Genomic DNA, 17,248 nt, shown 5'->3' on the forward strand with positions numbered 1-17,248 from the left:
GGTCTCCTTGGTTATTCGGTTCGGGCCGGAGCCAGGCCAATTTCGGCCAGCACTTCGGCAGTGTGTTCGCCCAGGCGCGGCGCCATGCGTACCGGCGGACGTGCGCCGTCAAACTTCACCGGCACGCCGGGAAAGACCAGCCGGCCCATCCGTGGATCATCGACCGTCTGGAAGAACCCGGTCTGGCGCAGGTGCTCGTCTTGCCCCAGCTCTTCTAGCCGTCGCATGTGCGCTGCCGGTATCTCCAGCCGGCCAAAGGTGTCCAACCAGTCGGCGGTCTTGCGGCTGGCGATAACGTCTGCCGCGATCGCATACAACGCCTCGATATGCCGGGTGCGTGTCGTGATGTTCATGAATTGCTCGTCGCCCGCGAGATCTGGCCGGCCTGCTTCGGTGAAAAACCGCTGCCAATGTAGGTCGGTGTAAGGCATCGCGCAGATAAAGCCATCCATGGTCTGATAGGGCCGACGCCACCGGTTGAGCACGCGCGGGTAGCCCGCGTCAGCGAGCGGCGGTTCGAAATGCTGGCCGTAGAAGTGCTCGACCAGGTTGAACGCGACCATGGACTCGAACATCGGCACTTCGACATACGCCCCTTTACCGGTGCGTTCCCGCTGGAACAGCGCCGCCAGGATGGCTTGCCCGGCTACCAGGCCACAGGTCTTGTCGCCAGCGATGGTCGGAAAATACTGGGGCGTGCCGGTTTGCCGCTCCATCAGTGCGGCGCTGCCGGACATGCCCTGGATGATGTCGTCGTAGGCTGGCATGCCGCCGTACGGGCCGTCCTCCGCAAAACCGTGCAGCCCGACGTAGATCAGCCGTGGATTGCGGGCGCGGAGCGTTTCCGGGTCGAGCCCGATTGCCGCCAGCTTCTGCGGGCGGATGCTGTGCATCAGCACATCAGCGGTATCAACCAATTTGAGCAGCGCCTCTCTTGCCGGCGCCGTCTTCAAGTCCAGCACCACGCTGCGCTTGCCGCGGTTAACTCCGAGGAAGATCGCGCTCATGCCGGGCTCGGTGGTCGGGCCTGTCTTGCGGGTCGAGTCGCCTTCCGGCGCTTCGATCTTGATCACGTCCGCGCCGTAGTCGGCCAGCATCTGGCTGGCATAGGGGCCGAACACCACGGTGCTCAGATCGAGCAACCGGATACCGTTTAGTGGAAGCATGGATTCTCCTGCCTGCTGCATCGCAGGCTGTTCATGAATGCGCCTGCGTCGATAGCACGACCTTGCCGACGATGCCGCCGGCTTCCAGCAGCGCGTGCGCATGGCGCAGATTGTCGGCATTGATCGGTTGCAGCACCGTCCGCGCCGTATGACGCAGGCGACCCGAATCGACCAGAGCCGCGACCCTGTTCAATATATGGTGCTGCTCGATCATGTCATGCGTGCCGTAAAGCGAGCGGGTGAACATGCCTTCCCAGCTGAAAGTCACGCTCTTGGCGCGTAACGCGTTCATCGGCAGTGGGCCGGCGCTTTCTACCAACGCGCAGATATGGCCCTGCGGCGCAATCAGCCGCGCCATGGCGCTGAAATAGCGGTCGGGCGACGCCAGGCACAGGATGTAGTCGACCGTGCCAATGCCATGCGCCGCCAGCTGCAGCACGAGGTCCACACCATGGTCCAGCACCAAATCAGCGCCCAGATGGCGGCACCAGGCCTGCGAGGTATCGTGCGAACCGGTTGCGATCACGCGCAGGCCCGCCACCACCCTGGCCAGCTGGATGGCCACGGAACCTACCCCGCCGGCGCCCCCAATGACCAGCAGCGTCCTGCCTGCGTCCGGCGCCGCGGTTGAGATAGTCAGGCGCTCGAACAGCGCTTCCCAAGCCGCCAGCGACGCCAGTGGCAGTGCAGCCGCCTGGGCGAAAGTCAGTGTCGCCGGCATGGAACCGGCGATGCGCTCGTCGACCAGATGCAGCTCGGCATTGGTTCCCGGCCTGCTGATGCTGCCGGCGTAGTAGACGCGGTCGCCCGGTCGAAACAGGGTGACGGCGGAGCCCGCGCCGACCACCGTGCCGGCCGCATCCCAGCCAAGGATGCGCGGTCCGCTGGCTTGCGAGCGCGCGTTGCGCATCCTGAGGTCCAGTGGATTGACCGATACCGCTTCGACCCGTACCAGAAGGTCGTGGGCTTCGGGAGCGGGGGCAGTCAGGTCTAGGTCAACCAGCGCGTTAGCGCCGCGCTCACGTGCGTCGCCCTGTATTGCGATCGCTCTCATGACCGGTTATTGCTGCTCAACCTTGGCTTTCATCACAATCTGCTTCCACAGTTCGATCTCCTCAGCCTGGAAGCGGCGCATTTCCTCGGCGCCGCCGTTCATGGTCTCGGCACCCTGGCGTTCGTAGAACTCCCGGGTTTCCGGCAAGCGCTCGATTTGCGCCAGAAGCGACGCCAGCTTCTCCGCTTCCGCTTTGGGCGTCTTGGCCGGCACCATCGCGCCGACCCAGACATACGCCTTGTACGTGGGCAGCTTGGCTTCGGCGGTGGTAGGGACGTCCGGCAGCGCGGGTGCACGGCGGTCCGAGGCGATCGCCAGCGCGCGCACCTTGCCGCCCTTGACCAGAGTCTGGGCCGCGGTGATGTCGGAGAAGGTGAGGTCCACCATGCCGGATGCCACCCCGGTCAGCGCCTCGGAGGCACCCTTGTACGGCACGTGCGCGGTCTTCACGCCAGCCATGTCATTGAACAGTTCCGCCATCAACTGGTACCCGGCCGAGCCAGCCGCATAGTTGAGCCTTCCTGGCTGGGTCTTGGCGGTGTTGACCAGATCCGACACGGATTTGAAGGGAGAATCGGGCGGCACCACCAGCACCGCTGGGGCACGCATCATCATCGACAGCGGCGCAAAGTCGGTCTGCGGGTCATAGGGCAGTTTCTTGAATAACGCCACGTTAACAGCCAGCGTGGAGTTACTGCCGACGAAGACGGTATAGCCGTCGGCGGGCGCGTACAGCGCCGCCTGCACCGCGATGAACCCGTTGCCGCCGGGACGGTTTTCGACAACCACTGGCTGTCCGGTAAGTTCGGTGAGCTTCTTGCCGAAATAACGGGCCGATGTGTCGGTGCCGCTGCCCGGCGGAAAGGGCACGATGAACTTGATCGGCTTGGATGGGAAGGTGTCGGCCAGGGCCTGTGCCAGTGGCAGCAACATGCCTGCCGAGGCAATCGCAAGCAGCGTGAGTGATCGAAATCCTGTTTTCTGTTGCTTCATCAGTCGTCTCCTCCGGGCGTATGCGCCCTTTCGTTTTAAGTTTGATCAGGCGCCGAGCGCGCGCACGAAGTCCGTGACGCTGGGTGCTTCGCTGCCGAGCACGGCACGGCCAATGATCAGATCCCAGTGCATCTCGGAACCGTGCGCCATGCGCCACTCGTGCAGGCGCCGCGTGAACAGCTGCAGGTCGTACTCTTCTGTGATGCCGATGGCGCCGTGCACGGCATGGGCAGTCGATGCCACAAGCTGCGCTGCCTCGCTGGTACGGGACTTGGCAATTGCCGCGGCCAGCCCCGCGGGCCGGCCGGTATCGGACTGGAAGGCCGCCTCGGCGGCAATTGATGCGGCTGCCACATGCTCTGCCATGACGCTGATCTGGTGCTGGATGGCCTGAAACTTGCCGATCGACTTACCAAACTGCGAGCGGTCGTTCGCATACTGCAGGGTCATGTCAAACACCCGCTGCATGACGCCGGCCAGCAGCGCCGCATAGAGCGCAGCGCTGAAGGAGGCAAGCTCGGCGCCGGCGCCGACCAGACGGCAGCCGGGCGAATCCGCGCTCCAGGCAAGCGTTGCCACCTGGCTGCCATACACACCGGTCGGCGTACGCAGCGCGTTGGCGCAGTCCAGCAATAGCAGGCCACCCGCATCTTCTGCCAGCACCTGCTCGGCCAAGGTACCGAAGGGCACCAATGGGCAGACCAAGCGGCCGTCTTCCATGCGTCGCAAGGCCGGTGCAAACGTGAGCATGCCGCCCGGAATTTCGGAAGCGTGGGATAACAGCGCGCGGGCCGCGATGCTCTGCGCCAGCGGCAGCGGCGCCGCGTAGCGCCCGAGCGTCGTTAGTATCGGAAACAGCTCGGCCAGTGGCAAGCCTGCGCCGCCCGCTTCTTCCGGCGCCAGCAATTCCAGATAGCCGGCGTCCGCGATGGCCGACCAAAGCCGGGCGGGCGTTTTTCCGCCCTCTATCGCGCGCACTGCGGCCGGGGTGCATTGGTCCTTCAAGATCTCTTCGATTGCTTCAGCAAACATGGTCGTCCTTTCTATCGCAGACCAAGCCCGCGGGCGATCATGCCGCGCAGGATTTCCCGCGTGCCACCGCGCAACGAGAACGTGGGCGCTATCTGGCTCAGATAAGCCACCGTGCGGTACAAGTCGGCATCGGTCTCGGCAGACGGATCGGCAGCGATGGCAGCCTCGATGACCGCGGGAATGCTCTGCTCAAACTCCGTGCCGATATCCTTGACCAATGCCGCACCAACCACCGGGCTCTGTCCCGACACCAACTGGCTGGTCACGGTAATCGACATGTTTCTCAGCGTTGCCAGATGAGCGACAAAGCGGCCGATGGTAGCGGCATGCAGACCGGCCTCGCCACTCTTTCGCAGGCAGCCGATCCAGTGGTCGAGGAGAACGATGCTGGAGTACAGGCGTTCCGGCCCGCTGCGTTCAAAGGCCAGCTCCGCCGTTACCTGTTCCCAACCGCCGCCTTCCTGGCCTATCAGCGCGTCGTCCGCCAGCGCCACGTCATCGAAAAACACTTCCGAGAAATGGGCGTCGCCGCTCAGGTCGCGGATCGGCCGCACCGTTACACCTGGCAGCGATAAATCCACGATGAACTGCGACAAGCCCTTGTGCCTATCCTCCGGCCCACCGGAGGTGCGCACCAGCGCAATCATGTACTCGCAGTGCTCCGCGTTCGTGGTCCAGATCTTGCGGCCGTTGAGGCGCCAGCCGCTTTCCATGCGTATGGCGCGGGTGCCGACGCTGGCCAGATCGGAGCCCGAGTTCGGCTCGCTCATGCCGATGCAGAAAAACGCTTCGGCGGCGCAGATCCTAGGCAGGTAGAAGCGGCGCTGCTTCTCGGTGCCATATTTCAGTATCAGCGGCCCGCTCTGGCGATCGGCAATCCAGTGCGCCGATACCGGGGCGCCGGCTGCCAGCAATTCCTCCACAAGAACGAAGCGGGAAAACGCGTTCAGACTGGCGCCGCCGTACTCGCGCGGCAGCGTCAGGCCAACCCAGCCGCGCTCGGCCATCCTGCGGCTGAATTCGGCGGAAAAGCCCATCCAAGAGCGCGCTCTTATGTCGGGCGGCACCGGCGGCATCTGGGTAGACAAAAACGCCTTGACCTCCGCACGGAATGCTTCGGCTTCCGCCGGCAGGCGGGCAAGGCGGAACTGGCTGAGCAATGTCGTCATGGCTGCACCCTGTTCATTCGAATTGTGGTTCGCATGGTGTCCTATCCTCCTTGATGGCCGTCAGATGACGCCCCGTGCTTTCAGTGATGCTATCCGTTCAACCGGCATGCCCAGGTGCGTGGCGAGCACTTCGTCCGTATGTTCGCCCAAGGTGGGGGCCGCACGTTCATAGCGGATTGGTGTATCGGAAAAACGGATGGGGTTGGCGAGATTGGCCATTTCGCCTGCTACCGGGTGCGGCAGTGTCAATTTCATTTGCCGGTGCTGCACCTGGGGATCCTCGAATACCTGCTCCAGATTGTTGATCGGGCCGCAGGGCACGTTTGCCGCTTCCATACACTCCACCCATTCGGACATGGTGCGCGCCAGCATGGCTTCTGCGACCTGCGGAATCAACTCGCCGCGGTTCAGATTACGCTGTGCGACCGTTGCGAAGCGCGGGTCCCTCCCCAGTTCCGGCCTGCCGATGACATTGCAAAACGCAACGTACTGGGTATCGTTACCCACCGCCACAATGACATCTCCCTCTTTGCAGCGAAACACCTGATAAGGGACCATGTTGGGATGAGAATTGCCCATGCGCTGGGGAATTTTTCCGGACAGGAAGTAGTTCAGAGCTTGATTGCTGTTGATGGCAACAATGCAGTCCAGCAGGGCCATGTCAATGTACTGGCCTTTACCGCTGACATTGCGATGTTCTAGGGCTGCAAGGATCGCAGTCGTTGCGTACATACCTGTCAGGAGGTCAGAAATCGCCACGCCGCTTTTGACAGGACCGCCGCCCGGTTCGCCATCGGCATGTCCGGTAATGCTCATTAGTCCACCCATACCCTGGAATATGAAATCGTAACCAGGACGCGATGCATAAGGGCCGTCCTGACCGAAACCGGTGATGGAGCAATACACCAGGCGCGGGTTATGCAGTCGCAGGTCATCATAGGAGAGACCGTAGCGGGCCAGGGTCCCGACCTTATAGTTCTCTACCAATACATCAGCATCGCGTACCAAGTCGCGGACGATCTGCTGCCCTTCGGCGGAAGCCAGATCGACGGTAATCGATTTCTTGCCGCGATTCGTGCAGAAATAGTAGGCCGCATCGGTAGTGTTCCGGCCGTCGCTGTCTTTGAGGAAAGGCGGTCCCCAGCTTCGGGTGTCGTCACCTATCCCCGGCCGCTCGACTTTAATGACATCGGCGCCCATGTCGGCCAGATTCTGTGTGGCCCACGGTCCCGCCAGGACGCGTGTAAGGTCAATCACCTTTAAATGTCCCAGAGCGGTTCTCATAGGTCCTTTATCCCCTCTTTACGGTTATTGCCATGCGTTGCGAGACAAAGGATAGACGACCGTTTAACTGACGGTCCAATATTAGTTTTACGTTTTCCGATACGAATTAAGTATCAAGGCCTTTTCATGTCGGGTTCTACATGAAGGAGGCAGAACTCGGCTCTTAATGGAGCGTATCGAATGGCCCCAAGCTCTTTCATATTGGGCGACTTATTATGCAAAGAGCCAGAAACGGCTTGCGCAGGCGGTGTATAGCTTAACTAGGGATTTGCTCTGGATACGCTAACATACGGAGCATGCGTATCCAGCTTATCTCCGATCTTCATCTTGAAAATTATCCCGACTTTATGCCATGTGCAGCTCCCGCAGTGGATCTGCTCATCCTTGCGGGCGACGTGGGTTCCTATCAGCAAGGCTCTTTACTCAAGGGAGATGACTTCGGCTTGAGCCGATTTTCGCCTCGCCGACCTGCCGCAGAATGGCCGCGTGTTTTTTACCTGCCCGGCAACCATGAATTCGATGCACTCGATTACGACGCTACCTACCGCAGGTTGCGTGCCACATGCGAGATTCTCGGGATTGAATGGCTGGAACGCGAAACCATCACCGTAGGCACAACCCGCTTTATAGGAACTACCCTATGGAGTGACTTCGAAGCGCTGTCACGATTAAAATCCGCCATCGCCGAACAAGAGAAGGCGCTGCACAAGGCTTATCGGGCGGCCAACTTTTACCTCAGCAAGAACACCACCTTAAGAAACGGCAAGCCCATGCTGGCCGAAGATATTCGGTCGCTTGCGCACGAATGTCAACACTGGCTGCGCGCCGCGCTGGCAGCGCCGTTTGAAGGCATCACAGTCACTGTCACCCACTTTGCTCCCACCCTGGACAGCGCCGACCCGCGCTACGGTTTAGCTCCAGGAACCGCTGGCTTTTGCAATGCCCTGGACGATTTATTGCCCTTGTCCGATATCTGGATGCACGGTCACTTGCACTGCGCAAATGATTTTGTGGCGTCGGGGGTCAGAGATGGCAAACCGTTTTCTTGCAGGGTGGTCGCCAATCCACGCGGCTATCCCGAGAAGGGAGAAGATTCAGCCTTCCGGGAAACGTTCGTCATCGACCTGCCAGATAGGGATACGCGGATGGGTGCGGCTTCGCTACCTGCTCGCCCTGCGCACGATACGTGACGAACAGGCTAGACGCCACCCGCTCCATGCGGCTTGCACGTTGCCAGCCTTCGCGGACGCCTCGCCTGAGCACTGCGTTCACGTCGCCGGGTCATCCCGGGCCGAGGTTCACGTGGATATGGGCCGGACCGTACCTGGTACTGACGCAAGCAGCATGCGCTGCGCAACATCGCTCCCCTCCCCCCCCGCGCAAAGGAAGGTCATCGGAAAGTTCAGGATAACGAACGACCAATGACCACATGCCACATTCCTTCAAGTGCAATACCCAGCAATGGAAGCCAGGATGCGATCCTGATTCATTAAGCGCCAATTTTCCAGCCTTAATCGAGGCCTTATTTTTTGTCTTCGACTAATTTCCATTTGCCTCCGTCTATCCGTACCATTACCTGACTGCGCGCATCCAGGCCATTGTGGTTTGCCGGGCTCATGTTGAAGACGCCTTCCGGACTGACCACTTCATGCATCCCTTCAAGCGCATCCCGCAAGGCCTGGCGGAATTCTGCCGTGCCGGGCTGCGCTTTCTTCATTGCCACCGGCACAGTGGCCTGCAGCCAGTTCAATGCAGTCCACGCGGTCGAGCCAAACTGGGAGCGGGTATTCGGGCCGTACTTGCCTTCATACTGCGTCACGTACTCGACGCCCTGCTTTTTCATAGGATTGCCGGCCGTAAGCTGCTCGGCGACCAGCACGGGCGCCACGGCCATATAGGCGCCTTCAACGTCCTTGCCGCCAATACGCAGGAAGTCCGCATTGGCGACCCCGTGCGTCTGGTAAATCGCGCCCTTGTAGCCGCGCTTGACGAGTTCAATATGCGGCGTCGCGCCAGGCGTGCCGAAGCTGAATATATAAACCGCATCCGGATTCGACGCGAGCACCTTGAGAACCTGTGAAGTCGCAGACACGTCCTGAGCGCCGATGCGCTCCGTCGCGACGACCTTGACGCCTGCCGTTTGTGCCTGTGCATTGAATGCCTTCAGGAAGCCTTCGCCATAACTGGTCGTGACGGCAATGATGGCTACATTCCTGATGTTGCTGGCCTTCATGTGCTCAATAGCCTTGTCGACCGAAAGCGATTCCGGGGCAGCCATCTTGAATGCCCATTTGCGAGGACCTTCCTGCGGCTCGATGATCACATTGCCGCCGCCCAGCGCAATGATGGGCGTTGCATTGCGGCCGGCAACCTCCATCGCAGCGATCGATGGCGGGGTGATCGACGGGCCGACAATGACGTCCACCTTTTCTTCGGTAATCAACTTGGATGCCTGCTTGGCTGCTTCGGTCGCATCGCTGTTGTCGTTGAGGACGACCAGTCTTACCTTCTGGCCGCCGATCTGGTCCGGCCAGATGCGTATGGTGTTTTCAGCCGGCTTGCCTAGCGATGCTGCGGGTCCGGTGAGCGACAGGATGACGCCTATCGTCACGTCTGCGTGCGCAGTGCCTGCCGCACCCATTCCGGCCAGCACCATGGCGGCAATCACTTTCAATTTGAAGCGGCTGTTTGCCTGGCTCTTGTTCATTTGCTTGCGTCTCCTCTTATTAATCAAATCTTGCTGAAACCGCCGATCGACACGGCACTCGGGGCGGCATGGCTACGCAGGCGGTTCTTGCCAAAGCCGGCCAGACGCTTGCAGCGCCTGGCAATGGCTTCCAGCTCCGAGCGTAGAAATACGTCGGGGATGCTGGAAAAACCATTTGGAGCACTGCGCCTGGCAAGCTATGCACTGGTCCGGAACCGCAAGCTTCCCGCCAACGATGCGCATGGCGCTGCTAGCCTACCAGGAACACATCGAGCACCGCCGCATCCGGCCGCCGCATCGCCTTACCTATCGCCAGCACGGAATTGAGGTATTGCCACGCCGGCGCGCCGGTCTGGAAACGCATCGCCGTTCTGAAATAATAGTCATCCGGCGACACCGGTTCGCCCTTTGCCAGACGGGCCATTACGTCGGCAGGGCCATGCCGGTAGCCGCGGCTCTCCACTTCGATCAATGCGCCGTCGGCAGCGCGGATCACATACTGTGCACTGATGTCCAGGGTTCCGTCCCGCCGCTGGATTTGCCAATCCGTGCCGCCGGCGAGGACTGCGCCCGACAGCATTTCGCCCTCCACCTCTCCGCCGATGATGGGGACATAGCGCCGCTCGCCGTAGGCAGCCTCTCCCAGCGAGACCAGCGGCGCAACGCGCGCCGTGATACGGCACAGGCGGCGTAGCGGCGGAGCTTGCATGGCAACAGGCGAAAGCTCGTTCGATGGTGGATTCATGATCAGGTCTCCGGTGTATGTCAGGTCTTGCAAGGCATTGCGCCCGGCCGAGCTTGATTATATTGAACAACTGTTATGTTCCCTAACAATAACCTCGAAAAACTGGCATGGAAAAATACGCGGAATCATCGAGCAGAAAGAGCCATGCCCATACCGCCGCCTTTGTCCCCCAGTGCCCCGCAGTCCAATCGCTCACGCAAGCCCGGCTTGACAAGGGGCGTTTCCATCGCCTTTCTCTGCCTGACCGTCACATTGGGAGGTTGCGCAGGCATGAGCGGCAATGCCATGGATGAAGCGCCGTTCCAGGCATTTCCGGACGGCACGTGTGCTCGCGCATCCCATGTGGCGAGCCTGCTTCCAGTGCCTGCAGACACCCAGGAAGATCGAAGTTCCTCATTGCCCCTGCCCTCCGTCTCTCCCTTCTCCAGGACGGCTGTCGACACCGCGAGCGTGATCGGGGTTTTGCCGGAACTGATGGTCATCGCCAATGCCAGGGATGACAGCCTGCCTTTCGAACGCCTGCTGACAGCACGCCAGAATCTCGTGGAGCGGGTCACCCTCACCATGCTGGAGGTGGCCAGCGTGACGGGCGAAATAGATTGCGAAAACGAGCGCAGCGGTCAACTGCGCAATCAGCTGCAGAAGGCGGAGGAGCAACGCCTGCGCAGCTTTACGGTGGCTGGCCTGGTGCTGGGAGCGGCCACTGCCATCATTTCGGGCGGCATCGCGCTGCACAGCCCGGAAGCCGCGTCCGCCAATATCGTCAACGTGCTCGGCGGGTCGGCGCAGGCCGGAACTGGATATGCCACGCTGTCCTATACGCCGACGGGATTGCTGCGACATGAGCGCAACCTGCTCACCGACCTGTGGAATGGAGAGAACGGGTCCGCGGCATATCCTGCGTCCATATGGCGATTCCTGAACCACAGCCGGGGCGGAAATGTAGACACACCACTTAGCCGGCTGCTGGTCGCGCAATGGAAGGCCGACGGGCGGCTGGGCACGCAGGATTCCGATGAAGAGCGCCGCCGCGCCGGGCTGATCTTTGGAAGAGGCGGCAAATACACGATAGAAGACCTGCAGGCGCGCGACGCCATCTTGGACCAACTGGAAGCGACCGTGAAACTGCTCTATCAGGACCTGGCGCTGCTGCTGCGCGAACTGTCGGCCTGGTCTGCGGCGAACAGGCGCTAGCCAAACCGGGCGCATCGCGTCCTCGATCGGCGATTTTCTGGTTGACACGCAATGCAGACGCGCCTAACCTGTACGTACAGGTATGCACAAGTAGACTAGACGCGGCCGACAGGCCGGCACGGGGGATGGCATGTCGACTGCAACGATATCGATGGGAAGCGCGAAACACGCAGTCATCGCGCGCACATTGACCAATGAAATAGCGCATGGCGTCTTTCACGTCGGCGAGATATTGCCGTCCGAGGCAGACCTGTCGACGCGCTTTGAAGTAAGTCGCCATACCGTCAGGGCAGCGCTGCGTACGCTCCAGGAACTGGGCCTGATCAGCAGCCAGCCGGGCGTCGGCAGCGTAGTGCGCGCAAGCCAGGTGGATGCCCACTATACGCAGTCGTTCACTAGCGTCGAAGACTTGCTGCAGTACACCAAGACCACGCGGTTCGAGATGCTGGAACGGGCAGAGGTCGTCGCGGATGCGGGCTTCAGCCAGCGCGTCGGCGGCCGCGCGGGGGACCGCTGGTGGCACCTGGTGATGCTGCGCACTGCGATGGAACATGACCTGCCGGTGACGCTGGCCGATGTATTCGTGCCCTACGACATCGGCCTCACACTCGGCGACTTTCCCCACCATGAAATGCCGATCTTCACGCAGATTGAAAAGACTGGCGCACTGATTGTGGAGATCAAGCAGGAGATTGCCGCCGCGATGCCAGCCGAGAAGGAAGCGCTGATCCTGGGCATAGAGCGCGACCAGCCGGTCCTTGTGATTACGCGTCGCTATTACGGCAAGCAGATGCAGCTGCTGGAAGTGACGCGCACCGTCCATCCGGCTGCCTCTTTCACTTATCAGATGGACGTGCGCCTGGCGCCGCAGCGCACGATGTAAGAAATCACGACCGGGATGGCCATCCTGGTCCAAGGCTTCAGAAAAGGTTCAAGTGCCCAGGGACGCCGTCCCTCGGCTTGCTTCGCCACACGTTTTGCACACCGGGTATCAAAGGAGCGCCGCGCCTCTTGAGGGAATGGCATCGGCGACGCATCAGCAACCGGCCCCGTGAAAAAGGGCTGCTCTATAAAAACGTAAGGAGACTGTATGAATGCCGCAAGACGTCTGACCATTCACTCCATCGGAGCCGGGCTGGCCGCTGCCGCGCTGGCCGTCCTCGCGCCGCACGCGCATGCGCAGGGCGACGCAAAGAGCCCCTTGCCTGACAAGCCTATGCGTCTCGTGGTGCCCTACTCGGCCGGCGGTGGCACCGACATCGTTGCGCGCCACCTGGCCGACCGGCTGCGCACGCGTCTGAATCGCACCATCGTGGTCGAAAACAAGCCGGGGGCAAACGGTGTGATAGGCACTGATCTCGTTGCCAAATCGCCGCCGGACGGCAGCACGATGGTCCTGGTCGTCAACACGCATCTGCTCAATCCGCTGCTGATGAAGAAGCTGCCCTACGATACGTTCAAGGACCTGACGCCCATTACCAAGGTCGCCACGTCGCCGCTGGTGGTGGTGGTCAGCTCCGATGTCCCGGCACATAGCGTGAAGGAGCTCACCGAGATGATGCGCAAGAATCCGGAAAAGTATTCCTATGGAAGCTCGGAAAACATGACGCGCCTGGTCGGCGCGATGTATGTGAAGTCGCAGGGCGTCGAGCCGGTCCATGTGCCCTACAAGGGCGGCGCGCCGCTAATGACCGACGTGGTGTCGGGCGTCACCACCATCGGCGTGACCAGCGTGCTGACGGCCAAACAGTTCATCACCTCCGGCCGGCTGCGCGCGCTAGCGGTAACCGGGGCGAAACGCACGGATGCGCTGCCGAACGTGCCCACCATGATGGAGTCCGGCGCCAAGGATTTCGAAGCCTACACCGATTACAGCCTGTTCGCGCCGGCGGGCACGCCGCGCCCGGTGCTGGAATACCTCCAGAAAGAAATCACGGCGACCATCCATACCCCCGAAATGGTCGAGCTCCTGGCCGCCCAGGCTGCGGTGCCGGTGGGCGCCCCCGTTACCGAAACCGCGCAGCAGGTGCAGAAGGATTACCAGTTCTGGCAGCACCTGGTCGCCGATGTCGGCCTGAAAGCCGAATGACCTTACCCTTATCACGGAGCTCTCTCATGATTACCCCTATCACTGCGCCACGCGGCTGGATGGCCGCGGACCTTCAAAACGACCAGAGTTGGGCCGTCCGGCTGTCCGAGCAGGAACTGGCCGATTTCGAGACGGGACTGCAGCATGCGCGACACTGCGGCAAATCCCTGTATGACCTTGTCCCGCAAGACTTCCCGTTCGGCGAGTCGGCGATGCAGCGCCTGAAAAGCTGCATCCCGGCGACGCAGCAGGGGCGCGGCTTCCAGATGCTGCGCGGCTTCCCGGTCGAGCGCTGGTCGATCGAGGACTCCCGGCTTTTCTTCTGGGGCCTGGGCCTGCACCTCGGCGTGCCACGGCCGCAGGGCAAGCAGAGCCAGTTCATGTCCGATGTGCGCGATGCCGGCGGCACCTACCGCAGCACGCAGGGCCGCGGCTACAACACGAAGTCCGCACTCGACTTCCATGCCGACGGCAGCGATATTGTCGGCCTGATGGTGCTGCGCACCTCGGTTTCCGGCGGCGAGAGCCTGATCGCCAGCTCGATTACTGCGCACAACATCATGCTGGAGGAACGACCGGACCTGCTGCAGTTGCTGTATGAGCCGTTCACCTTCAGCCGCCAGGGCGAGCAAGCGGCCGAAGAGCCGCCCTACTACCAGGCGGCCATCCTGGGCAACCATCAGGGCCACTTCGCATGCCGCCACATCCGCAACCATATCAAGTCGGCGCAGCTGAGCTTCCCCGAAGTGCCGCGCCTGTCCGAGAAGCAGATCGAGGCGCTGGATTACTTCGACGCGGTGCTGGCACGTCCCGAAGTGTGCTTCCGGATGAACTTTGAAGCCGGCGACGTGCAGCTCATTAACAATCACATCATCCTCCACTCGCGCACCGATTATGTGGACCACGAAGAGCCGGACCGCAAGCGCCACCTGCTCAGGCTATGGCTGTCGCTGCCGGATGCCCAGCCCCTGCCCGCCTCGTGGAAATCGGCCTACAAGGACGTGGACGCCTGCGCGGTGCGGGGCGGATTCCGCGGCGTCAATATCACACCGGAAGTGGAATCCTTCGAGGAACGCATGGCGGCTCATCACGGCATGCAATTCCGCGTCTACCAGGACCGCAACGAATACGAGGGAGCACAGGCATGAGGAAAACATCGCTGAAGGACATGCTGCGGAAGGGCCGGCTGATCGCGGCGCCGGGCATCTACGACATGATTTCGATGCGCATCGCCGACAGGATGGGCTTCGAGGCACTGTACATGACGGGCTATGGCACGGTCGCATCCTACCTCGGGCTGCCCGACGCCGGACTGGCGAGCTATACCGACATGGTGGACCGGGTGCGCGCGATGTGCGCCATGTCGAACACGCCCATCATCTGCGATGGAGACACCGGGTATGGCGGCCTGCTCAACGTCGCGCATACGGTGAAGGGATATGAAGCCGCCGGCGCCGGGGCCATACAGCTGGAAGACCAGGAATTTCCCAAGAAGTGCGGCCATACGCCCGGGCGGCGGGTGATCCCGGTTGCGGACATGGTCAGGAAAATCAAGGTGGTGGTCGAGGCACGCAGCGGCGACATGCTGATCATTGCCCGGACCGACGCCCGGACTACGCTGGGGCTGGATGAGGCGCTGCGCCGGGCGGAGGCCTATGCCAAGGCCGGCGCGGACGTGCTGTTCGTCGAGTCGCCGGAGAGCGAGGAAGAACTGGCGAAGATAGGCGCGACCTTCGACTTGCCGCTGCTGGTCAACATTGTCGAATCCGGCCGCACGCCGGTGCTGCCGCCCAAGGTGCTGGAAGAAATGGGCTTCGCGCTCGCAATCTATCCCGCCCTGGGCTTCCTGTCGGCCGGTCATGCGCTCGAGACCGCGTACGGCCATCTGCACCGCACGCGCAGCTCGCTGGACAACCCGGCGCCGATGGCCGACTTCATGGCCTTCAGCAAGATGATGGGATTCGAGGCGGTCTGGGACTTTGACAGGCGGCATGCGGAGGACTAGGAGCGCCGTGGCATCATGACCACTGTCATGGCGTCATGCGACGCCATGGCTCAACTCCATCCGCTTTCTCAATTGCTCAAGGAAAGGCGCCATGACCTCACTATTCAATCAGGATCTTGCACGGAATGAAGCCAACCACGCGCCGCTGACGCCGCTCTCGTTCATCGAGCGCGCAGCAAGCGTCTATCCCGACCGGCTTGCCCTGGTGCATGGCGCGCTGCGGCGGACCTGGGGCGAGGTATATTGCCGCTGCCGGCAGATGGCCAGCGCGCTGGCGCGGCACGGCATAGGCAGGAACGATACTGTCGCCGTGATGCTGCCCAACACGCCGCCGATGATGGAGGTCCATTTCGGCGTGCCTATGGCGGGCGCGGTGCTCAATGCCCTCAATACCCGGCTCGACGCCGAAGCGATTGCCCACATGCTGGACCATGGCGAAGCCAGGGCCGTCATCGTGGACCCGGAATTCTCGCAGGTCATGGAAAGGGCAATCAAGCTGCGCACCAGCAGTTCTCCCCTGCTGGTGATCGATGCGGAAGACGCCCTGTATGCGGGCGCATCGCGCCCCATCGGCAGCACGACCTACGAAGCGTTCGTCAGCAGCGGCGATGCCGACCACGCATGGACCGGCCCGGCGGATGAATGGGATGCGATCTCGCTCAATTACACCAGCGGAACGACCGGCAACCCGAAGGGCGTGGTCTATCATCACCGCGGCGCGGCGCTCAACGCGGTTTCCAACATCCTCGAATGGGACATGCCCAAGCACGCGGTCTACCTCTGGACCCTGCCCATGTTCCATTGCAACGGCTGGTGCTTTCCGTGGACGCTGGCCGCCAGGGCCGGCGTCAATGTCTGCCTGCGTAAAGTGGAGGCGCAGGCGATCTTCGATGCGATGCGCGAGCATGGCGTGACGCACTATTGCGCCGCCCCCATCGTCCACGGCCTGCTGGTCAATGCGCCCGAGGCGATGAAGGCGGGCGTCCCGCCCGGCATCCAGGCCATGGTTGCCGGGGCGGCGCCGCCGGCTTTCATGATCGAGGGCATGGAACGCATGGGTTTTGACCTGACCCATGTCTATGGCCTCACCGAGGTGTACGGGCCGGCCGTCGTCTGCGCAAAGCAGGCGCAATGGAGCGAACTGGACATAGCCGAGCGGGCCGCGCTGAATGCGCGCCAGGGCGTGCGCTATCACCTGCAGCAAGAGGTACGGGTGATCGACCCGCTGACCATGATGCCGGTCCCGGCGGACGGCACCACCATGGGCGAGATCATGTTCAGGGGAAATATCGTGATGAAGGGTTACCTGAAAAACCCGGCTGCCACCGCGGAAGCCTTTGCCGGCGGCTGGTTTCACAGCGGCGACCTTGCCGTTTCCCATCCCGATGGCTACATCAAGATCAAGGACAGGAGCAAGGACATCATCATCTCCGGCGGCGAAAACATTTCATCGATCGAAGTCGAGGATGTGCTTTACCGCCATCCGGATGTGCTCGCCGCGGCGGTGGTGGCCAAGCCGGATGCGCAATGGGGCGAGACACCATGCGCATTCGTTGAATTGCGACCGGGCGCGCAGACGACGGCCGCCGACATCATCGCGCATTGCAGAAAGAGCCTGGCGGGGTTCAAGGTGCCCCGCACCGTGCAGTTTGGCGAACTGCCGAAAACATCCACCGGCAAGATACAGAAATTCGAGCTGAGGCAGAAGGCCGGCTCGGTGAAGGCGATCGACGTCTGAGCCGCACGTCTCGCGGCGTTCGGTTCTCGTTCAGGTAGGGCGGCGCATGACTGTGTCACCCTTGCCCGAACG

15 protein-coding genes are annotated in these 17,248 nt (G+C 61.9%); 7 read left to right on the top strand and 8 right to left on the bottom strand.

The features are described 5' to 3' along the window. Window positions 1-11: 11 nt before the first annotated feature. The 6 genes from ABC383_RS23575 to ABC383_RS23600 are packed head-to-tail and all read right to left on the bottom strand — an operon-like array spanning window position 12 to window position 6,698. Entirely contained in the window at window positions 12-1,166 is a 1,155-nt protein-coding gene (locus tag ABC383_RS23575) for a CaiB/BaiF CoA transferase family protein (RefSeq protein ID WP_413017776.1), read from the bottom strand. Window positions 1,167-1,197: 31 nt separating this feature from the next. Continuing rightward, window positions 1,198-2,220, bottom strand: a complete 1,023-nt coding sequence (locus tag ABC383_RS23580) for a zinc-binding alcohol dehydrogenase family protein (RefSeq protein ID WP_413017778.1) — start codon at window positions 2,218-2,220, stop codon at window positions 1,198-1,200. Between the two features lie 6 nt (window positions 2,221-2,226). Then, the gene (locus ABC383_RS23585; protein ID WP_413017780.1) at window positions 2,227-3,213 is read right to left on the bottom strand and encodes a Bug family tripartite tricarboxylate transporter substrate binding protein; all 987 of its coding nucleotides are present in this window, start codon (window positions 3,211-3,213) and stop codon (window positions 2,227-2,229) included. Window positions 3,214-3,258: 45 nt separating this feature from the next. Next, on the bottom strand, window positions 3,259-4,245 hold the full coding sequence (locus ABC383_RS23590; protein WP_413017782.1) for an acyl-CoA dehydrogenase family protein: 987 nt from the start codon (window positions 4,243-4,245) through the stop codon (window positions 3,259-3,261). Window positions 4,246-4,256: 11 nt separating this feature from the next. Beyond that, window positions 4,257-5,414: an acyl-CoA dehydrogenase family protein gene (locus ABC383_RS23595; RefSeq protein ID WP_413017784.1), complete on the bottom strand. Its 1,158-nt coding sequence runs from the start codon at window positions 5,412-5,414 to the stop codon at window positions 4,257-4,259. Window positions 5,415-5,474: 60 nt separating this feature from the next. After that, window positions 5,475-6,698 carry a CaiB/BaiF CoA transferase family protein gene (locus ABC383_RS23600; RefSeq protein WP_413017786.1) on the bottom strand — a complete coding sequence of 408 codons (1,224 nt, stop codon included), beginning with the start codon at window positions 6,696-6,698 and terminating at the stop codon, window positions 5,475-5,477. Between the two features lie 296 nt (window positions 6,699-6,994). Between ABC383_RS23600 and ABC383_RS23605 the strand changes: the two genes are divergently transcribed. Further along, window positions 6,995-7,888: a metallophosphoesterase gene (locus ABC383_RS23605; RefSeq protein WP_413017788.1), complete on the top strand. Its 894-nt coding sequence runs from the start codon at window positions 6,995-6,997 to the stop codon at window positions 7,886-7,888. A gap of 332 nt (window positions 7,889-8,220) precedes the next feature. Here the strand turns inward: ABC383_RS23605 and ABC383_RS23610 are convergent, their stop codons facing one another. Then, a complete protein-coding gene (locus tag ABC383_RS23610; RefSeq protein ID WP_413017790.1) occupies window positions 8,221-9,405 on the bottom strand; it encodes an ABC transporter substrate-binding protein in 1,185 nt (394 codons plus the stop codon). 250 nt (window positions 9,406-9,655) lie between these two features. Continuing rightward, window positions 9,656-10,183 (bottom strand): DUF3237 domain-containing protein, encoded by a 528-nt coding sequence (locus tag ABC383_RS23615; RefSeq protein WP_413017792.1) that lies wholly within the window; start codon window positions 10,181-10,183, stop codon window positions 9,656-9,658. A gap of 237 nt (window positions 10,184-10,420) precedes the next feature. Between ABC383_RS23615 and ABC383_RS23620 the strand changes: the two genes are divergently transcribed. From ABC383_RS23620 to ABC383_RS23645, 6 genes are all read left to right on the top strand, one after another. Then, window positions 10,421-11,344, top strand: coding sequence for a hypothetical protein (locus ABC383_RS23620; RefSeq protein ID WP_413017793.1), 924 nt, complete (start codon window positions 10,421-10,423; stop codon window positions 11,342-11,344). A 130-nt stretch (window positions 11,345-11,474) separates the two neighbouring features. Next, window positions 11,475-12,227 carry a GntR family transcriptional regulator gene (locus ABC383_RS23625; RefSeq protein WP_413017795.1) on the top strand — a complete coding sequence of 251 codons (753 nt, stop codon included), beginning with the start codon at window positions 11,475-11,477 and terminating at the stop codon, window positions 12,225-12,227. Between the two features lie 207 nt (window positions 12,228-12,434). Next, complete coding sequence (locus ABC383_RS23630; RefSeq protein WP_413017797.1) at window positions 12,435-13,433, top strand: tripartite tricarboxylate transporter substrate binding protein; 999 nt, start codon at window positions 12,435-12,437, stop codon at window positions 13,431-13,433. A 26-nt stretch (window positions 13,434-13,459) separates the two neighbouring features. Beyond that, on the top strand, window positions 13,460-14,581 hold the full coding sequence (locus tag ABC383_RS23635) for a TauD/TfdA family dioxygenase (protein ID WP_413017799.1): 1,122 nt from the start codon (window positions 13,460-13,462) through the stop codon (window positions 14,579-14,581). Beyond that, window positions 14,578-15,438 carry an isocitrate lyase/PEP mutase family protein gene (locus ABC383_RS23640; protein WP_413017801.1) on the top strand — a complete coding sequence of 287 codons (861 nt, stop codon included), beginning with the start codon at window positions 14,578-14,580 and terminating at the stop codon, window positions 15,436-15,438. Before ABC383_RS23635 ends, ABC383_RS23640 begins: the two co-directional genes overlap by 4 nt. A 91-nt stretch (window positions 15,439-15,529) precedes the next feature. After that, window positions 15,530-17,176, top strand: coding sequence for an acyl-CoA synthetase (locus ABC383_RS23645; RefSeq protein ID WP_413017803.1), 1,647 nt, complete (start codon window positions 15,530-15,532; stop codon window positions 17,174-17,176). Window positions 17,177-17,248 lie beyond the last annotated feature (72 nt).

The sequence above is a fragment of the Noviherbaspirillum phoenicis genome, from assembly GCF_047237965.1.
Classification (GTDB): domain Bacteria; phylum Pseudomonadota; class Gammaproteobacteria; order Burkholderiales; family Burkholderiaceae_D; genus Noviherbaspirillum_A.